17 protein-coding genes and 1 tRNA gene are annotated in these 14,942 nt (G+C 69.0%); 17 read left to right on the plus strand and 1 reads right to left on the minus strand.

Annotated features, from left to right (window positions below; genetic code table 11):
- The first annotated feature begins 134 nt into the window (after window positions 1–134).
- From ASE35_RS18660 to ASE35_RS18740, 17 genes are all read left to right on the plus strand, one after another.
- Window positions 135–767, plus strand: coding sequence for an alpha/beta hydrolase (locus tag ASE35_RS18660; RefSeq protein ID WP_235570114.1), 633 nt, complete (start codon window positions 135–137; stop codon window positions 765–767).
- 105 nt (window positions 768–872) lie between these two features.
- Complete coding sequence (locus tag ASE35_RS18665; protein ID WP_057164759.1) at window positions 873–1,604, plus strand: YebC/PmpR family DNA-binding transcriptional regulator; 732 nt, start codon at window positions 873–875, stop codon at window positions 1,602–1,604.
- 9 nt (window positions 1,605–1,613) lie between these two features.
- A complete protein-coding gene (ruvC, locus tag ASE35_RS18670) occupies window positions 1,614–2,141 on the plus strand; it encodes a crossover junction endodeoxyribonuclease RuvC (protein WP_056182394.1) in 528 nt (175 codons plus the stop codon).
- Between the two features lie 34 nt (window positions 2,142–2,175).
- Entirely contained in the window at window positions 2,176–2,766 is a 591-nt protein-coding gene (gene ruvA, locus ASE35_RS18675; protein WP_056182392.1) for a Holliday junction branch migration protein RuvA, read from the plus strand.
- A gap of 36 nt (window positions 2,767–2,802) precedes the next feature.
- Entirely contained in the window at window positions 2,803–4,767 is a 1,965-nt protein-coding gene (locus ASE35_RS18680) for a potassium transporter Kup (protein WP_056182388.1), read from the plus strand.
- A gap of 126 nt (window positions 4,768–4,893) precedes the next feature.
- Window positions 4,894–5,385 carry a cupin domain-containing protein gene (locus ASE35_RS18685; protein ID WP_056182385.1) on the plus strand — a complete coding sequence of 164 codons (492 nt, stop codon included), beginning with the start codon at window positions 4,894–4,896 and terminating at the stop codon, window positions 5,383–5,385.
- Between the two features lie 68 nt (window positions 5,386–5,453).
- Window positions 5,454–6,482: a Holliday junction branch migration DNA helicase RuvB gene (ruvB, locus tag ASE35_RS18690; RefSeq protein ID WP_057160805.1), complete on the plus strand. Its 1,029-nt coding sequence runs from the start codon at window positions 5,454–5,456 to the stop codon at window positions 6,480–6,482.
- A 4-nt stretch (window positions 6,483–6,486) separates the two neighbouring features.
- Window positions 6,487–6,921: a tol-pal system-associated acyl-CoA thioesterase gene (gene ybgC, locus ASE35_RS18695; RefSeq protein WP_235568746.1), complete on the plus strand. Its 435-nt coding sequence runs from the start codon at window positions 6,487–6,489 to the stop codon at window positions 6,919–6,921.
- A gap of 37 nt (window positions 6,922–6,958) precedes the next feature.
- Window positions 6,959–7,744, plus strand: coding sequence for a protein TolQ (gene tolQ, locus ASE35_RS18700; protein ID WP_057164760.1), 786 nt, complete (start codon window positions 6,959–6,961; stop codon window positions 7,742–7,744).
- 95 nt (window positions 7,745–7,839) lie between these two features.
- Window positions 7,840–8,289 (plus strand): protein TolR, encoded by a 450-nt coding sequence (tolR, locus tag ASE35_RS18705; RefSeq protein ID WP_056182375.1) that lies wholly within the window; start codon window positions 7,840–7,842, stop codon window positions 8,287–8,289.
- Complete coding sequence (locus tag ASE35_RS18710; RefSeq protein WP_057164761.1) at window positions 8,286–9,230, plus strand: TonB C-terminal domain-containing protein; 945 nt, start codon at window positions 8,286–8,288, stop codon at window positions 9,228–9,230. The genes tolR and ASE35_RS18710 overlap by 4 nt, the downstream gene beginning before the upstream one ends.
- A gap of 124 nt (window positions 9,231–9,354) precedes the next feature.
- Window positions 9,355–10,668: a Tol-Pal system beta propeller repeat protein TolB gene (tolB, locus tag ASE35_RS18715; RefSeq protein ID WP_056182370.1), complete on the plus strand. Its 1,314-nt coding sequence runs from the start codon at window positions 9,355–9,357 to the stop codon at window positions 10,666–10,668.
- Window positions 10,669–10,750: 82 nt separating this feature from the next.
- Window positions 10,751–11,293: a peptidoglycan-associated lipoprotein Pal gene (pal, locus tag ASE35_RS18720; RefSeq protein WP_056182367.1), complete on the plus strand. Its 543-nt coding sequence runs from the start codon at window positions 10,751–10,753 to the stop codon at window positions 11,291–11,293.
- A gap of 15 nt (window positions 11,294–11,308) precedes the next feature.
- On the plus strand, window positions 11,309–12,148 hold the full coding sequence (gene ybgF / locus ASE35_RS18725; RefSeq protein WP_057160799.1) for a tol-pal system protein YbgF: 840 nt from the start codon (window positions 11,309–11,311) through the stop codon (window positions 12,146–12,148).
- A gap of 165 nt (window positions 12,149–12,313) precedes the next feature.
- Window positions 12,314–12,991: a 7-carboxy-7-deazaguanine synthase QueE gene (queE, locus tag ASE35_RS18730; RefSeq protein ID WP_057160798.1), complete on the plus strand. Its 678-nt coding sequence runs from the start codon at window positions 12,314–12,316 to the stop codon at window positions 12,989–12,991.
- A gap of 120 nt (window positions 12,992–13,111) precedes the next feature.
- Window positions 13,112–13,810 (plus strand): 7-cyano-7-deazaguanine synthase QueC, encoded by a 699-nt coding sequence (gene queC / locus ASE35_RS18735; protein ID WP_056182358.1) that lies wholly within the window; start codon window positions 13,112–13,114, stop codon window positions 13,808–13,810.
- A gap of 92 nt (window positions 13,811–13,902) precedes the next feature.
- Window positions 13,903–13,978: transfer RNA gene (locus ASE35_RS18740), tRNA-Lys, on the plus strand.
- A gap of 87 nt (window positions 13,979–14,065) precedes the next feature.
- Here ASE35_RS18740 and ASE35_RS18745 read toward each other — a convergent pair.
- Window positions 14,066–14,941 carry an MBL fold metallo-hydrolase gene (locus ASE35_RS18745; RefSeq protein WP_235570115.1) on the minus strand — a complete coding sequence of 292 codons (876 nt, stop codon included), beginning with the start codon at window positions 14,939–14,941 and terminating at the stop codon, window positions 14,066–14,068.
- Window position 14,942 lies beyond the last annotated feature (1 nt).

The raw sequence follows: 14,942 nt of genomic DNA on the forward strand, positions 1-14,942 counted from the left end.
CTCGCGAACCTGTGCGGGTCGCCCGCACGTCGTGGTCGCGACTCGCGCCGCTCCCGCACGCGACCGCCGCGGCGCGACTTGGTTAGCATCGCCGCAGACCCGATATCGCCTCAAAGGCGAACGACGGAGCGGCGATGGAGCGAGCGACGACGGATGGCACGCGCAAGGTGATGCTGATCCACGGCATCTGGATGCCGGCGCTGTCCATGCGCTGGATGGCCGCGCGCCTGGCCGAGGCCGGCTTCGAGCCCGCCCTGCACGCCTATGCCGGCGCCGCCGGCGGCCCGGACGCCGCCCTGCCCGGGCTGGCCGAGCGCCTGGGCGCCGGCCCCACCCACGTCCTGGCCCACAGCCTGGGCGGATTGATGACCCTGAGCGCTTTGGCCGCGCAGCCCGAGCTGCCGGTACGGCGCGTGGTCTGCCTGGGCTCGCCGTTGTGCGGCAGCGCCGCCGCCGGCGGCCTGGCGCGGCATGCCTGGACCGCGGCCGCGCTGGGCCGCAGCGCCGAACTGCTGCTGCGCGGCTGCCCGCCCTGGTGCGGGCGGGCCGAAGTGGCGGTGATCGCCGGCTCCACCCCGCGCGGTCTGGGCCGCTATTTCGGCGATCTCGGACCGGACAGCGACGGCACGGTGGCGGTCGCCGAGACCCGCCTGGACGGGCTCAGCGACCATGCCGTGATCCCCGCCAGCCACACCGGCCTGTTGTTCTCGGCGCAGGCCGCGCAGATGGCGGCGGCCTATTTCCGCCACGGCTGCCTGCGCGCCTGAGCCCCCGCCGGCCCGGTTCGGGCCTGGTTCGGGACCAGCGACCCGGTGGGCGCGCACTTATCGAGTAAAATCGCCGGCTTGTTCACAGATTGAGCCGGTAACGCCATGGGTAGAGGTCCGTCGATCGAAGCGCGCAAGAACGCCGAGGACGCGCGTCGCGGCAAGATCTTCACCAAGATCATCCGCGAGATCAGCGTGGCCGCGCGCCGCGGCGGCGGCGATCCCGGCGGCAATCCCAGCCTGCGCACCGCGATCGACAAGGGCCTGTCGGCCAATATGTCCAAGGACGTGATCGAGCGCGCGGTGAAGAAGGCGACCGGCGCCCTGGAAGGGGTGGAGTACGAAGAAATCCGCTACGAGGGCTATGCCCCCGGCGGCGTCGCCGTGATCGTCGACTGCCTGACCGACAACAAGGTCCGCACCGTCGCCGACGTGCGTCACGCCTTCGGCAAGTTCGGCGGCAACCTGGGCACCGACGGTTCGGTCGCGTTCCTGTTCCAAAAGCGCGGCGTGCTGTGGTTCCCGGCCGGTTCGGACGAGGACCAGATCACCGAAGCGGCGATCGACGCCGGAGCCGACGATGTCGTGGTCTATCCGGACGACGGCTCGATCGACGTGCTGACCGCGCCGGACGCGTTCGCGGCGGTGAAGGCGGCGATGACGGCGGCCGGTCTGGCGCCTGAGCAGGCCGAGGTCACCTACCGCGCCGAGAACGACATCGCCGTCGGCGGCGAGACCGCGCAGCAGGTGGTCAAGATGCTGGCCTGGCTCGAAGACCTGGACGACGTCCAGAACGTCTATTCCAACGCCGAACTCGGCGCCGACGCCTACGCGTAGACTGCCTGCGTGATCCGCATTCTCGGCATCGACCCCGGTTCCCAGCGAACCGGCCTGGGCGTCATCGACGTCGCGGCCGACGGCCGCTGCACCTACGTGCACGCGCATGCCTTGAAGCTGCTCGACGCCGAGGACTTCCCGTCGCGGCTGGGCTTGCTGTGCGAAGGCCTGGAGGCGGCGCTGGACGAATGGCAGCCGCAGCAGGTCGCGATCGAAACGGTGTTCATGGACAAATCGGCGATGTCGGCGCTGAAGCTGGGCCACGCCCGCGGCGCCGCCCTGGCGACGGTGGTGCGCCGGCGCATCCCGATCAGCGAATACGCGCCGCGCGTGATCAAGCAGTCGCTGGTCGGCCGCGGCGCGGCCGACAAGGAACAGGTCCAGCACATGGTGCGTCTGCTGCTGAACCTGCCGCAAATGAAGCTGCAGGCCGACGCCGGCGACGCCCTTGCGGTGGCCCTGACGCATGCGCATATGAGTGCTACCGCCGCCCGCACCGGCCTGACCGCGGCGCAACTGCGCAGGCGCGGCACGTGAGCGCGCCGTACCGTCATCCCAGGGGAGTGTGTCCGTGATCGGTCGTCTCAAAGGCATCCTGGTGCACAAGGCGCCCCCTTGGATCGTCGTGGACGTCAACGGCGTCGGCTACGAGCTGGAAGCGCCGATGAGCACCTTCTACGACCTGCCCGAGCTGGGGCGCGAGGTCGCGTTGTTCACCCACTACGCGCAGAAAGAGGACAGCGTCTCGCTGTACGGCTTCCTGCGCGAGACCGAGCGCCGTCTGTTCCGCGACGTGCAGAAGGTCAGCGGCATCGGCGCCAAGATCGCGCTGGCCGTGCTGTCGGGCGTGCCGGTGGAGGAGTTCGCGCGCCTGGTCCAGGCCGGCGACGTGACCGCGCTGACCCGCATCCCCGGCATCGGCAAGAAGACCGCCGAACGCATGGTGGTCGAGCTGCGCGATCGCGCAGGCGATTTTGTGGGCTCCGGCGCCGTCCTCGGCGGCAACGGCGTGCCCGCCGACCCGCAGAGCGAGGCCACCGTCGCCCTGCAGCAACTGGGCTACAAGCCCGCCGAGGCCGCGCGCATGGCGCGCGATGCCACCGCCGCCGGCGACGACGCCGCCGCCATCATCCGCAAAGCGCTAAAGTCCGCGCTTCGCTGAGCCCACGGCGGACACCCCGCCCGGAGCACACGCACCATGGCTTCCACCGTTCCTTCCGCCAATGCGCAGCCGCGCAAGAAGTCCCATGACGCCCAGGGTCACGGCCACGGCCATGGCAGCAAGGGCTTGGCCGGATTGGTCGTGGGCGCGATCGGCGTGGTCTTCGGCGACATCGGCACCAGCCCGCTGTACACCCTGAAGGAGGCGTTCTCGCCGCACTTCGGCCTGATCGGTCCGCACATCACCCCGGCCGCGTTCCACGACACCGTGCTGGGCATTCTGTCGCTGGTGTTCTGGGCGCTGATGATCGTGGTCACCTTGAAGTACGTGACCATCATCATGCGCGCCGACAACGAGGGCGAGGGCGGCATCATGGCGCTGATGACCCTGGCCCAGCGCACCCTGGCCAAGGGCGGGCGCTCGGCTTATGTGGTCGGCATCCTGGGCATCTTCGGCGCCTCGCTGTTCTTCGGCGACAGCGTGATCACTCCGGCGATCTCGGTGCTGGGCGCGGTCGAGGGCCTGGAAGTCGCGGCGCCCGGCCTGCACCGTTTCATCGTGCCCATCACCGTGGTGATCCTGGTGATGGTGTTCCTGGCCCAGCGCTTCGGCACCGAGAAGGTCGGCCGAGTGTTCGGCCCGATCACCGTGCTGTGGTTCCTGGCCCTGGCCGCGATCGGCATCCACAACATCGTCGACGCGCCGGAAGTGCTGCAGGCGCTGAACCCGATTTGGGGCGCGCGCTTCTTCATCGACCATGGCCTGCACTCGGTGCTGATCCTGGGCGTGGTGGTGCTGGCGGTGACCGGCGGCGAAGCCTTGTACGCCGACATGGGCCACTTCGGCGCGCGCCCGATCCGCTACGCCTGGTACATCATGGTGCTGCCCTGCCTGATGCTGAACTACCTGGGCCAGGGCGCGTTCGTGCTCGGCCACCCCGACGCGGTGCGCAATCCCTTCTTCGAGGCGGTGCCGTCCTGGGCCCTGTACCCGATGATCGTGCTGGCGACGATGGCGGCGGTGATCGCCTCGCAGGCGGTCATCACCGGCGCCTATTCGGTGGCGCGCCAGGCCATGCAGCTGGGCTACATCCCGCGCATGCAGATCAAGCACACCTCGCACGACACCATCGGCCAGATCTACGTGCCCTACATCAACTGGATCCTGGCGATCACGGTGATCGCGGTGGTGCTGGCCTTCCGCAGCTCGACCGCGCTGGCCACCGCCTACGGTATTTCGGTGTCGGCGACGATGCTGATCGATACGCTGCTGCTGGCCCTGGTCGCGCGCTCGCTGTGGCCGCGCTGGCGCGCCTGGGTGCTGCCGCTGTGCGTGGTGTTCTTCATCGTCGACGTCGGCTTCGTGGTCGCCAACGGCGCCAAGTTCTTCGACGGCGCCTGGTTCCCGGTGGTGCTGGGCCTGACCGTGTTCACGGTGATGCGCACCTGGCGCCGCGGCCGCGAGCTGCTGCACGACGAGGTGCGCAAGGAAGGCATTCAGCTCGACAGCTTCCTGCCCGGCCTGATGCTGGCGCCGCCGATCCGGGTGCCCGGCACGGCGGTGTTCATGACCGCCGACAAGGGCGTGGTCCCGCACGCGCTGCTGCACAATCTCAAGCACAACAAGGTGCTGCACGAGCGCAACGTGTTCCTGACCGTGGAAACCCTGAACGTGCCGCATGCGCCGCGCGAGAAGCGCCTCAAGATCGAGGCCATCGGCGACGATTTCTACCGCGTGCTGATCCGCTTCGGCTTCATGGAAGTGCCCGACGTGCCGCTGGCGCTGATGCGCTCCTGCGACGCCGGCGGCATCTACTTCGATCCGATGGACACCACCTATTTCGCCAGCCGCGAGACCGTGGTCGCCAGCCGCCACCGCGGCATGCCGATCTGGCGCGACCGCCTGTTCGCCTTCATGCACCGCAACGCGGCGCCGGCGACCGGCTTCTTCCGCATTCCGGGCAATCGCCTGGTCGAGTTGGGCGCGCAGGTCGAAATCTGATCCGCAAGCACGGCCGCGCAACGCTGCGATGCGCGCGGCGGGACGGGAATGAGCGTTCCAGCGCATGGATTGCCGCGCCGCGCGCGGCTGCCTAGCCTCGAGCGCTCCTCCCCTCGAGACCCGGCGATGTCGAACGCCAGCGCGGTATCCGATCCCGATGCGTCCTCCCGGCCCAAGGCCTACCTGGTCCAGGAGCGCGACGCCGAAACCATCGCCGGCAACGGCAGCCGCCTGTGGCTGCTCGCCGACGCCAGCGACTGCTGCGGCGCGCTGGGCGCCAATCGCCTGCGTCTGGAGGCCGGCGCGGCCGGCGCCAAGCCGCACTATCACGCGCGTTCCAGCGAAGCCTTCTACGTGCTCGACGGCGTGCTGCGCATGGTCGTCGACGGCGAAGCGGTGAGCGTGGAGCGCGGCGGCCTGGTGGTGATCCCGCCCGGCGTCGTGCATTCCTTCGGCGCCGGCCCCGACGCGGTCGCCGACGTCCTGGTCACCCTGACCCCGGGCGTGGACCGTTTCGACTATTTCCGCCTGCTGCCCAAAATCCTGCGCGGCGAGGCCGACCCACGCGCGCTGGACGAGGCGCCGCAGCGCTACGACGTGCATTTCGTCGACGCCTGAACCGCCGCGTCGCCGGAACGTGCGCCGCGCCGTGGGCGGCTCGCGCGCGGCCATGCGAACATAGGCGCATGACCGACCACCGCATCATCGCCCCCGGCGCGACCCGCGAGGACGAGGCCCTGGAGGCCTCGATCCGGCCCAAGCGTCTGGACGAGTACCTGGGCCAGCAGCCGGTCCGCGAGCAGCTCAAGATCTACATCGAGGCCGCCAAGGGCCGCGGCGAGGCCCTGGACCACGTCCTGATCTTCGGCCCGCCCGGCCTGGGCAAGACCACCCTAAGCCACGTGATCGCCAACGAGTTGGGCGTGAACCTGCGCCAGACCTCGGGCCCGGTGATCGAGAAGGCCGGCGACCTGGCCGCGCTGCTGACCAACCTGCAGCCGCACGACGTGCTGTTCGTCGACGAGATCCACCGCCTCTCGCCCGTGGTCGAGGAGGTGCTGTATCCGGCGATGGAGGACTACCAGATCGACATCATGATCGGCGAGGGCCCCGCGGCGCGCTCGATCAAGCTCGACCTGCCGCCCTTCACCCTGATCGGCGCCACCACCCGCGCCGGCCTGCTGACCGCGCCGCTGCGCGACCGGTTCGGCATCGTCCAGCGTCTGGAGTTCTACAGCGCTGAGGAACTGACCAAGATCGTGCGCCGCTCGGCCCAGATCCTGGGCATCGACTGCGTGCCAGAGGGCGCGGCCGAGATCGCCAAGCGCTCGCGCGGCACCCCGCGCATCGCCAACCGCCTGCTGCGGCGCGTGCGCGACTTCGCCCAGGTGCGCGCCAACGGGCGCATCGACAGCGAAACCGCCGACGCCGCCATGGCCATGCTCAAGGTCGACCCGCAGGGCTTCGACGAGCTCGACCGGCGCCTGCTGCTGACCATCATCGAGTCCTTCGACGGCGGCCCGGTCGGGGTGGAGTCGCTGGCCGCCGCGCTCAGCGAGGAGCGCGGCACGCTCGAGGACGTGATCGAGCCCTATCTGATCCAGCAGGGCTATCTGGTCCGCAGCGCGCGCGGCCGCATGGCCACGCCCAAGGCCTACCGGCATGTCGGCCTGAGGCCCAAAGCCAATGCCGTCGGGCTTTTCGAAGAGGATTGAGCGAGTGATTGCACCGGCGTTCAGTTGGCCGACACGCGTCTATTGGGAAGATACCGACGCTGGTGGCGTGGTCTACCACGCGCAATATCTGGCGTTTCTGGAGCGCGCGCGCAGCGAATGGGTGCGTGCGCAGGGTTACGGCCAGGAGCGGTTGCGGCTGGAGTTCGAGCTGGTGTTCGCGGTGCGCGCGATGCAGATCGACTTCCTCAAGCCCGCGCGCCTGGACGACGCCCTGTCGGTGTCGGCGCAACTGCGCGAGTGCCGCCGCGCCAGCCTGGTGTTCGCGCAGGCCATCCACCGCGGCGAGGAGCGTCTGTTCACGGCGACGGTGCGCTTGGCCGCACTGGACCCGCGGGACTTCCGCCCGCGCCCGATTCCGGCGGCGCTGTACGAGCCGCTGCAAGCGTTGGTCACCCCGGCGCCGCAAGAACCAACGTAACCATCAGGCCCGTGTTGCGGGCTACGGAGAAACAAGCATGACGTCATCGTTGATCGCGCTACTGGCCACGACCGTGGAAGCCCTGCCGGAAGAGGCCGCCAGCGCGGTGACGCAGGCCGCGACCGCCGCCGCCGCCGCGGGCGGCGACTTCAGTCTGCTGGCGCTGCTGCGCGACGCCAGCCTGCCGGTGCAGTTCATCATGGCCCTGCTGGTGTTGGCCTCGGTCACCTCCTGGATCATCATCTTCCGCAAGTGGAAGGTGATCCGTCGCGCCAAGCACGAGGCCGACCAGTTCGAGGAACGCTTCTGGTCCGGCGCCGAGCTCAGCAAGCTGTACGCCGGCACCACCGAGCGCGGCCGCGGCGTCGGCGGCCTGGAGGCGATCTTCGAAGCCGGTTTCCGCGAATTCAACCGCATCCGCCAGCGTCGCGGCGTGGATGCGCGCGCCCAGCTCGAAGGCGCCCAGCGCGCGATGCGCGCGACCGGCTCGCGCGAGCTCGACGGTCTGGAGCACAACCTGGAACTGCTGGCCAACATCGGCTCGACCTCGCCGTACATCGGCCTGGTCGGCACCGTGTTCGGCATCATGGTCACCATGCATTCGCTGATCTCGACCACCAAGCAGGTCGGCATCGCCGACGTCGCCCCGGGCATCTCCGAGGCGCTGCTGGCCACCGCGATGGGCCTGTTCGTGGCGATCCCGGCGGTCTGGGCCTACAACCGCTTCGCCACCGGCGTGGAACGCCTGTCGGTGCGCTACGACGCGTTCTCCGAGGAGTTTTCCTCGATCCTGCAACGGCAGTCCCACCTCGACGAAGGCTGATGCGGGCCCTCCGCACGCATCCGCATCCGAGCGCGTATTCGCGCCTGCGCCTTCCGCCCCCGCGGAAGGCCTCGTAAAGAAAGAGAGGTAAGGCCATGTCCGGCATTTCCGCGCGCCGCCATCGCAAGCGCAAACTCAAGGCCGAAATCAACGTCGTGCCCTACATCGACGTGATGCTGGTGCTGCTGATCATCTTCATGGTCACCGCGCCCCTGCTGACCCTGGGCATCGACGTCGATCTGCCCAATTCCAACGCCAAGTCGATCGAGACCAAGAACGATCCGGTGGTGGTGCAGGTCGACGCGGCCGGCAACTACTTCCTGGCGGTCAAGGCCGACAAGAAGGAAGGCGTGACCGCGCAGACCCTGCGCACGCGCATGAGCGCGCTGGTCGCCGAGAACGGCAAGGACAAGGTCCAGGTCTACGTGGCCGGCGACGGCCAGTCGAACTACCAGCGCGTGATGGATGTGATGAACATCCTGCAGGGCGCCGGGGTCGAGAAGGTCGGCCTGATCAGCCAGCCCGAGAAGAGCAAAGCCCGATGAGGGAAACCAAAGCCGACACCGCGCAAGCCGTCGGTTTGGCCCTGGCGCTGCACGGGCTGCTGATCGTGGCGCTGTTGCTGAGCGCATTGCAGTGGGGTGGCGCGCCGGAAGGCGGTGGCTCGCCCATGGCCACCGAACTGACCGACGCCTCCGACTTGTCGGCGGCGATGCAGCGCACCCTGCGCAGCAAGGTCGCGCCGGTGCAGGACCCGCTGCCGCAGCCCGAGCCCGAGGACGCGCTGCCGCAGCCGGAGCCCGAGCCGATCCCGCAGGACGCGCCCACCCCGCAGCAGCAGGCGCCGCAGGACTTCATCCCGGTGCCCGACGACAGCGTTCAGGAGCAGGTGGTCGACACTCCGACCCCGAACAAGGCCACCGAGCAGACCGTGCAGGAGGCCAAGCGCCAGCAGGATCAGGTCGATCTGACCGAGCAGGAGCGTCAGCTGGAGATCCAGCGCCAGCAGCGCCTGACCGCGATGGAACTGGAGCGCCAGAAGCAGCTCGAGGACATCCGGCGCAAGCGCGCCGCGGCCGCGCGCGAGGCCAGCCTAGCCGAGCAGCGGCTGGCGCAGCTCGCCGACGCCCAGGCCCGCAACGCCTCCTCGGCCCAGGCTGACGCCAACCAGCCCACCCCCGGCGCGGGTGGCCAGGGCGATCCGGGCCTGATGGCGGCCTACCAGGCTGCGCTGCAGGCGGCGATCAAGGCCAAGTGGACCCGGCCGGACAGCGTGCCGCTGGGCGCGAAATGCAAGCTGGTCATCCGCCAGATCACAGGCGGTGCCGTCATCGACGTGCAGGTATCGTCGCCGTGTTCCTACGACGAGCAGGCCCAGCGCTCGATCGAGGCCGCCGTGCTCAAGGCCCAGCCCTTGCCCTACGCGGGCTTCGAAAAGGTGTTCAACCGCCAGCTCAACTTCACTTTCACCGCCCAGGACGAGTAAGCCCGGCCCGATTGGGTGGTTCAGCTTGAATTCGTTCAGCTTTGAGGCGGCGTTCACCTCCAAACTGTTAAGAATCCCAAGCTGAACAAGTGTCCGCGTCCGAATGACCCGTAATGGAGTGCCGATGAACCGACCCCTGTCCTGGCTGGCCGCGCTGCTCGCGCTGCTGCTTCCGTTCTCCGCCGCCGCCCAGGGGCTGGATGTCGATATCGTCGGCGGTAAGGCCGCGGCGCTGCCGATCGTGGTGGTGCCGATGCCGTATCAGGGCGCCGGCACCGCGCCCAGCACCGATATCGCCAAGGTGATCCGCGACGACCTCAACCGCTCGGGCCAGTTCCGCGGCCTGCCGGTGGAGCGCATGGCCAGCCAGCCCAGCCGCGGCGCCGACATCAACTATCCGGAATGGCGCGCGATCAACCAGGACTACATCGTGGTCGGGCGCGTGGTCGACGGCGGCGCCGGCGCCTACCGCATCGAGTACGAACTGTTCGACGTCGCCAAGCAGCAACGCCTGGCCGGCTTCGCCTACACCGCGCGCGCCAACGTGGTGCGCGACGCCGCCCATCAGATCGCCGACGCGATCTATCAGAAGATCCTCGGCGTGCGCGGCGCCTTCTACACCCGCATCGCCTACGTCACCGCCAACGGCACCGGCCGCGGCGCCGACTACGTGCTCAAGATCGCCGACTCCGACGGCTTCAATCCGCAGCCGGTGGTGCGCTCGCCCGAGCCGCTGCTGTCGCCGGCCTGGAGCCCGGACGGCAATCGTCTGGCCTACGTGAGCTTCGAAGGCGGCAATTCCTCGATCTACATCCAGAACATCAGCTCCGGCAGCCGCGAGCTGGTGGCCAAGTTCCGCGGCATCAACGGCGCGCCGTCGTTCTCGCCGGACGGCCGCCGCCTGGCTCTGACCCTGTCGCGCAGCGGCAACCCCGAGATCTACGTGATGGACCTGGGCAGCAAGGCGCTGACCCAGTTGACCAACCATTTCGGCATCGACACCGAGCCGACCTGGAGCGCCGACGGCAGCAAGATTTATTTCACCTCCGATCGCGGCGGCAAGCCGCAGATCTACCAGGTCGCCTCCAGCGGCGGCGGCGCCACCCGCGTGACCTTCCAGGGCAGCTACAACGCCACCCCCAGCGTGTCCTCGGACGGCAAGAAGATCGCGGTCGCGCAGGGCGCGGGCAACACCTATCGCATCGCCATGATGGACAGCAGCCTGGGTTCGGCGCGCTGGAGCACGCTGTCGCCGGGCTCGCTGGACGAGTCCCCGACCTTCGCTCCGAACGGCGCCATGATCATTTATGCTGCGCGCGAAGGCCGCCGCGGCGTGCTGTATTCGGTTTCCGCCGACGCGCGCGTGCGCGAGCGCGTGGTGCTGGACGACGGCGACGTGCGCGAACCGGCGTGGGGTCCCTACCGCACGCCGCAGTGAATCCGCGCCCTCTCCCTAATCGATCCCCCGGCACCTGTTGTCCGCTAATCCTGCCCCCTGTTCCACCAGACGAGGAAAACCCATGAACAAGATCGCTCCCGCCACCGTCGGCAAGGTCGTGCTCGCCGCACTGCTTTGCACGCTCGCCGTCGCCTGCTCGAAGAAGGTCAAGGAAGTTCCGCCGACCGACAGCGGCACCGGCAACACCGGCACCACCCAGCCGTCCGACGGCGGCGGTCCGGTCGCCTCGGGCGCGTACGGCCCGAACGATCTGGACACCGACGCCTGCCTGCGTCAGCGCGTGGTCTACTTCGATCTGGATCAGGACAGCCTGAAGCCGGAATTCCAGGCCATCGTGGGCTGCCACGCCAAGTACCTGCGCGACCGTCCGTCCTCGCGCATGACCCTGGAAGGCAACGCCGACGAGCGCGGCAGCCGCGAGTACAACCTCGGCCTCGGCGAGCGCCGCGGCAATGCGGTGTCCTCAGCGATCCAGGCCAACGGCGGTTCGGGCAGCCAGATCACCGTGACTTCCTACGGCGAAGAGCGCCCGGTCTGCACCGACTCCAACGAGGACTGCTGGGCCAAGAACCGTCGCGTCGAGATCGTGTACACCGCCAAGTAATCGGACCCACGATCGATGCGCACGTTCGCACAGACCCTAGCGGCTTCGATCGTCTGCGGAGCGGCGGCCCTCGCGGCCGCCGCCCCCGCTTACGCCCAACGCGCCAGCCTGGCCGACCGCGTCGCGGTGCTGGAGCAGCGCGCGGCCAACAATCAGGCCAACGTCGACCTGTTGAATCAGGTGACCCAGCTCAAGTCCGAACTGCAGGCCCTGCGCTCGCAGGTCGAGGAATTGCAGCAGCAAAACCAGCAGCTGCAGCAGTCCAGCAAGAACCAGTACCTGGACCTGGACGGCCGCCTCAACCAGCTCGAAGGCGGGGCGCCGCCGGCCCCGGCCTCCGCGCCGGCCGCCGCCGCGCCCAAGCCCGCCGCGCCCACCGTCGCAGCGCCGCCGCCGGCCGCGCATGCGGCCGCCCAGGACCGCCCGCCGGCGGTTTACGGCGATCCCGGCGCGGTGGCCCAGAGCGCCGACGAGCGCAGCGCCTACGACATCGCCTTCAACGCGCTCAAGGCCGGCCTCTACGCCGACTCGGCGCGCATGTTCCAGGCCTTCATCGAGACCTACCCGAACGGCACCTACACCCCCAACGCCTTGTACTGGCTGGGCGAGAGCTACTACGTGACCCAGAACTACCAGCTCGCGCTGGTCCAGTTCCAGTCGCTGTACGAGCGCTACCCGACCCACGACAAGGCCCCGGGCGCGCTGCTCAAGCTGGGCTTGTCCCAGCAGGGCCTGCGCCAGATCGACGCGGCCGAACGCACCCTGGGCGAAGTGGTCGCGCGTTTCCCGGGCACCGACGCCGCGCGCGCGGCCTCCGACCGCCTCAACGCGCTCCAGCTCGGCCGCCTGCGCTGAGCCGGGCGCCAAGCCGCTCCCTGTAGGAGCGGCGTAAGCCGCGACCGCGTCCAGCGGATCCCCCGCGGCCTGCGGGTTGCCGACCTGGCTCACCGTCGCGCTCGCGCGCCGCAGCATTCCAGTGCCGTTCGGGCCGGCGGGGTCCGGCTCCGATAAACTAGGCGCATGAACGCCGTATCGACCGACGCGGCCCTGGCGTCGCCCGAGCGCCTGCGGCTGACCGAAATCTTCCTGTCCCTGCAAGGCGAAGCCCGCAGCATCGGCTGGCCGACCGTGTTCGTGCGCCTGACCGGCTGCCCGCTGCGCTGCCAGTACTGCGACACCGCCTATGCCTTCCACGGCGGCCAGTGGTGGCAGATGGACGACATCCTGGCCGAGGTCGCCGGCCACGGCGCGCGCCACGTCTGCGTGACCGGCGGCGAGCCGCTGGCGCAGAAGCGCTGCATCGGCCTGCTCGAGCGCTTGTGCGACGCCGGCTACGAGGTGTCGCTGGAGACCTCCGGCGCGATCGACATCGCCGAGGTCGACCCGCGCGTGTCGCGCGTGCTCGACATCAAGACCCCGGATTCCAAGGAAGCGCACCGCAACCTCTGGAGCAACCTCGCCCTGCTGACCGCGCGCGATCAGGTCAAGCTGGTGATCTGCAGCCGCGAGGACTACGACTGGGCCAAGGACGTGGTCGCGCAGCATCGCCTGACCGAGGTCTGCGACGTGCTGTTCTCGCCCAGCTTCAGCCAGATCAAACCCAGTGACCTGGCCGACTGGATCGTCGCCGACCGCCTGCCGGTGCGTTTCCAACTGCAGCTGCACAAGATTCTTTGGAACGACGAGCCGGGGCGTTGAGGCCGGGATTGGGGATTCGGGATTCGCAACAGCGGCTTCCGACTCCGCCGGATTCTGCGTTCTTCCCATCGCCCGCTCCGACCAATCCCTAATCCCCAATCTCGAATCCCGAATCCCGAAATGAAAAAAGCCGTCGTCCTCGTCTCCGGTGGTATGGACTCCGCCGTCGTCATCGCCATCGCGCGCGAGCAAGGCTATGCCGTGCATGCGCTGAGCGTGCGCTACGGCCAGCGCCATACCTCCGAGCTCGACGCCGCCGCGCGCGTGGCCCAGTCCCTGGGCGCGGTCGCGCACAAGACCGTCAACGTCGATCTGCGCAGCATCGGCGGCTCGGCCCTGACCGACGAGGCGATCTCGGTGCCGCTGGACACCGACCACCACCCGGTCGGCGTGGACGCGGCCAAGGACGACATTCCGGTCACCTATGTGCCGGCGCGCAACACCATCATGCTGTCGGTGGCGCTGGGCTGGGCCGAGGTGCTGGGCGCGGCCGATATCTACTGCGGCGTCAACGCGGTCGACTACTCGGGCTACCCCGACTGCCGCCCCGAGTTCGTCGAGGCCTTCGAGCGCCTGGCCAACCTGGCCACCAAGGCCGGCGTCGAGGGTGCGGGCCTGCGCGTGCGCGCGCCGCTGCAGTACATGAGCAAGGCCGACATCGTGCGCGAGGGCCTGCGCCTGGGCGTGGATTTCGCCCAGACCGTGTCCTGCTATCAGGCCGACGACGAGGGCCGCGCCTGCGGCCATTGCGACGCCTGCCGCCTGCGCGCCGACGGCTTCGCCGCCGCCGGCGTGGCCGATCCCACGCGCTACGTCTGAACCGCCTGACCGGGCCGCGCAGAGCCGGGGCCTGACTCCGCGACTAGGGCTTGTTAGAATGTCCGACTCCGGCGCGCTGCCGGCGTTGCACCGGGCCGTTAGCTCAGTCGGTAGAGCAGAAGACTTTTAATCTTTTGGTCGTAGGTTCGAATCCTACACGGCCCACCAAATACGCAAAACGCCCGGGAGCGATCCCGGGCGTTTCGCTTTTTTGCCTCTGGCCGAGCGCGCAAGAGGTCTGCGCTGGCGAGGCCCTCACACGCCCATCGCGATCTCCAGCAGGACCCGCCAGGCGTTCATGGGCAGGCAGGCCTCGTAGCCGTCCCAGTGCGCGTATTGCGGCAGTTTCACCGTGTCGGGAATCTGCATGAACGGCGTGCCCTTTTCGAGTTCGGCAGAAATCGCGGCCCTCAGGTCGCGCAGAAATCGCAGCTGATCCGCCACGCTGGTCCTGGGGCCTACCGGCGCGTTGTGGGCGTACATCACCCGATCGAAGTCGAGCGCGTCCATCTCGGCCAGCGTGCGTTCCCATTCCCGAGGAGCGAAGTCGGGCATGTAGGCGAAGGCCACCCGCTTCGGCACCACCAGGTCGACGGTGTAGATCGTGCGCTCGCGCGGAAACCGGAACACGGTCATGCCTTCGCCGTGGTTCGCGCCGAAGTACAGCAACTCGATCCGCCTGCTGCCCAGCTTCAATTCCGACCTGGCCCCGGACCAGGTTTCGTCGGGCGGGATCACGTCCGGGCTGGGATGGCGCTTGAGCCAGTCGGCGCTGGTCGCGTGGCTGAGGATCGTGGCGCCCGCCGCCTTGAACACCGCGCCGCCGCTGATGTGGTCGTAGTGGTTGTGCGAGTAGATGAGGTAACGGATGGGGCGGTCGGTCACCTTGCGGATGGCCGCCAGCGAGGCCGCGGCGAAGTCCTGGTCGAAGCTGTCCATGACCACGACGCCCTCGTCGGTGACCATGAAGGCGTTGAAGGCCATGCCGGCGCCGAAGCTGTACAGGCCGGGCGCGACCTCGGTGGTCCTGTAGGCCGGTTTGGCGGGTTGAGCCGACGTGGCCGGGCTGTAGGCGCCCGCCGCCAGAGCGACGAGCGTCAACAGCGTGGCGAGCGATTTCATGAGCGACATG

Origin of the sequence: Lysobacter sp. Root916 (genome assembly GCF_001429785.1) — a bacterium.
Taxonomy (GTDB): Bacteria; Pseudomonadota; Gammaproteobacteria; order Xanthomonadales; family Xanthomonadaceae; genus Lysobacter.

Bases quoted from the DNA above. Each gene is read 5' to 3' on its own strand.
- ASE35_RS18660 (WP_235570114.1), top strand. From the start codon at position 135: ATGGAGCGAGCGACGACGGATGGCACGCGCAAGGTGATGCTGATCCAC.
- ASE35_RS18665 (WP_057164759.1), top strand. From the start codon at position 873: ATGGGTAGAGGTCCGTCGATCGAAGCGCGCAAGAACGCCGAGGACGCG.
- ASE35_RS18680 (WP_056182388.1), top strand. From the start codon at position 2,803: ATGGCTTCCACCGTTCCTTCCGCCAATGCGCAGCCGCGCAAGAAGTCC.
- ASE35_RS18685 (WP_056182385.1), top strand. From the start codon at position 4,894: ATGTCGAACGCCAGCGCGGTATCCGATCCCGATGCGTCCTCCCGGCCC.
- ruvB (WP_057160805.1), top strand. From the start codon at position 5,454: ATGACCGACCACCGCATCATCGCCCCCGGCGCGACCCGCGAGGACGAG.
- tolQ (WP_057164760.1), top strand. From the start codon at position 6,959: ATGACGTCATCGTTGATCGCGCTACTGGCCACGACCGTGGAAGCCCTG.
- tolR (WP_056182375.1), top strand. From the start codon at position 7,840: ATGTCCGGCATTTCCGCGCGCCGCCATCGCAAGCGCAAACTCAAGGCC.
- ASE35_RS18710 (WP_057164761.1), top strand. From the start codon at position 8,286: ATGAGGGAAACCAAAGCCGACACCGCGCAAGCCGTCGGTTTGGCCCTG.
- tolB (WP_056182370.1), top strand. From the start codon at position 9,355: ATGAACCGACCCCTGTCCTGGCTGGCCGCGCTGCTCGCGCTGCTGCTT.
- pal (WP_056182367.1), top strand. From the start codon at position 10,751: ATGAACAAGATCGCTCCCGCCACCGTCGGCAAGGTCGTGCTCGCCGCA.
- ybgF (WP_057160799.1), top strand. From the start codon at position 11,309: ATGCGCACGTTCGCACAGACCCTAGCGGCTTCGATCGTCTGCGGAGCG.
- queE (WP_057160798.1), top strand. From the start codon at position 12,314: ATGAACGCCGTATCGACCGACGCGGCCCTGGCGTCGCCCGAGCGCCTG.
- queC (WP_056182358.1), top strand. From the start codon at position 13,112: ATGAAAAAAGCCGTCGTCCTCGTCTCCGGTGGTATGGACTCCGCCGTC.
- ASE35_RS18745 (WP_235570115.1), bottom strand. From the start codon at position 14,941: ATGTCGCTCATGAAATCGCTCGCCACGCTGTTGACGCTCGTCGCTCTG.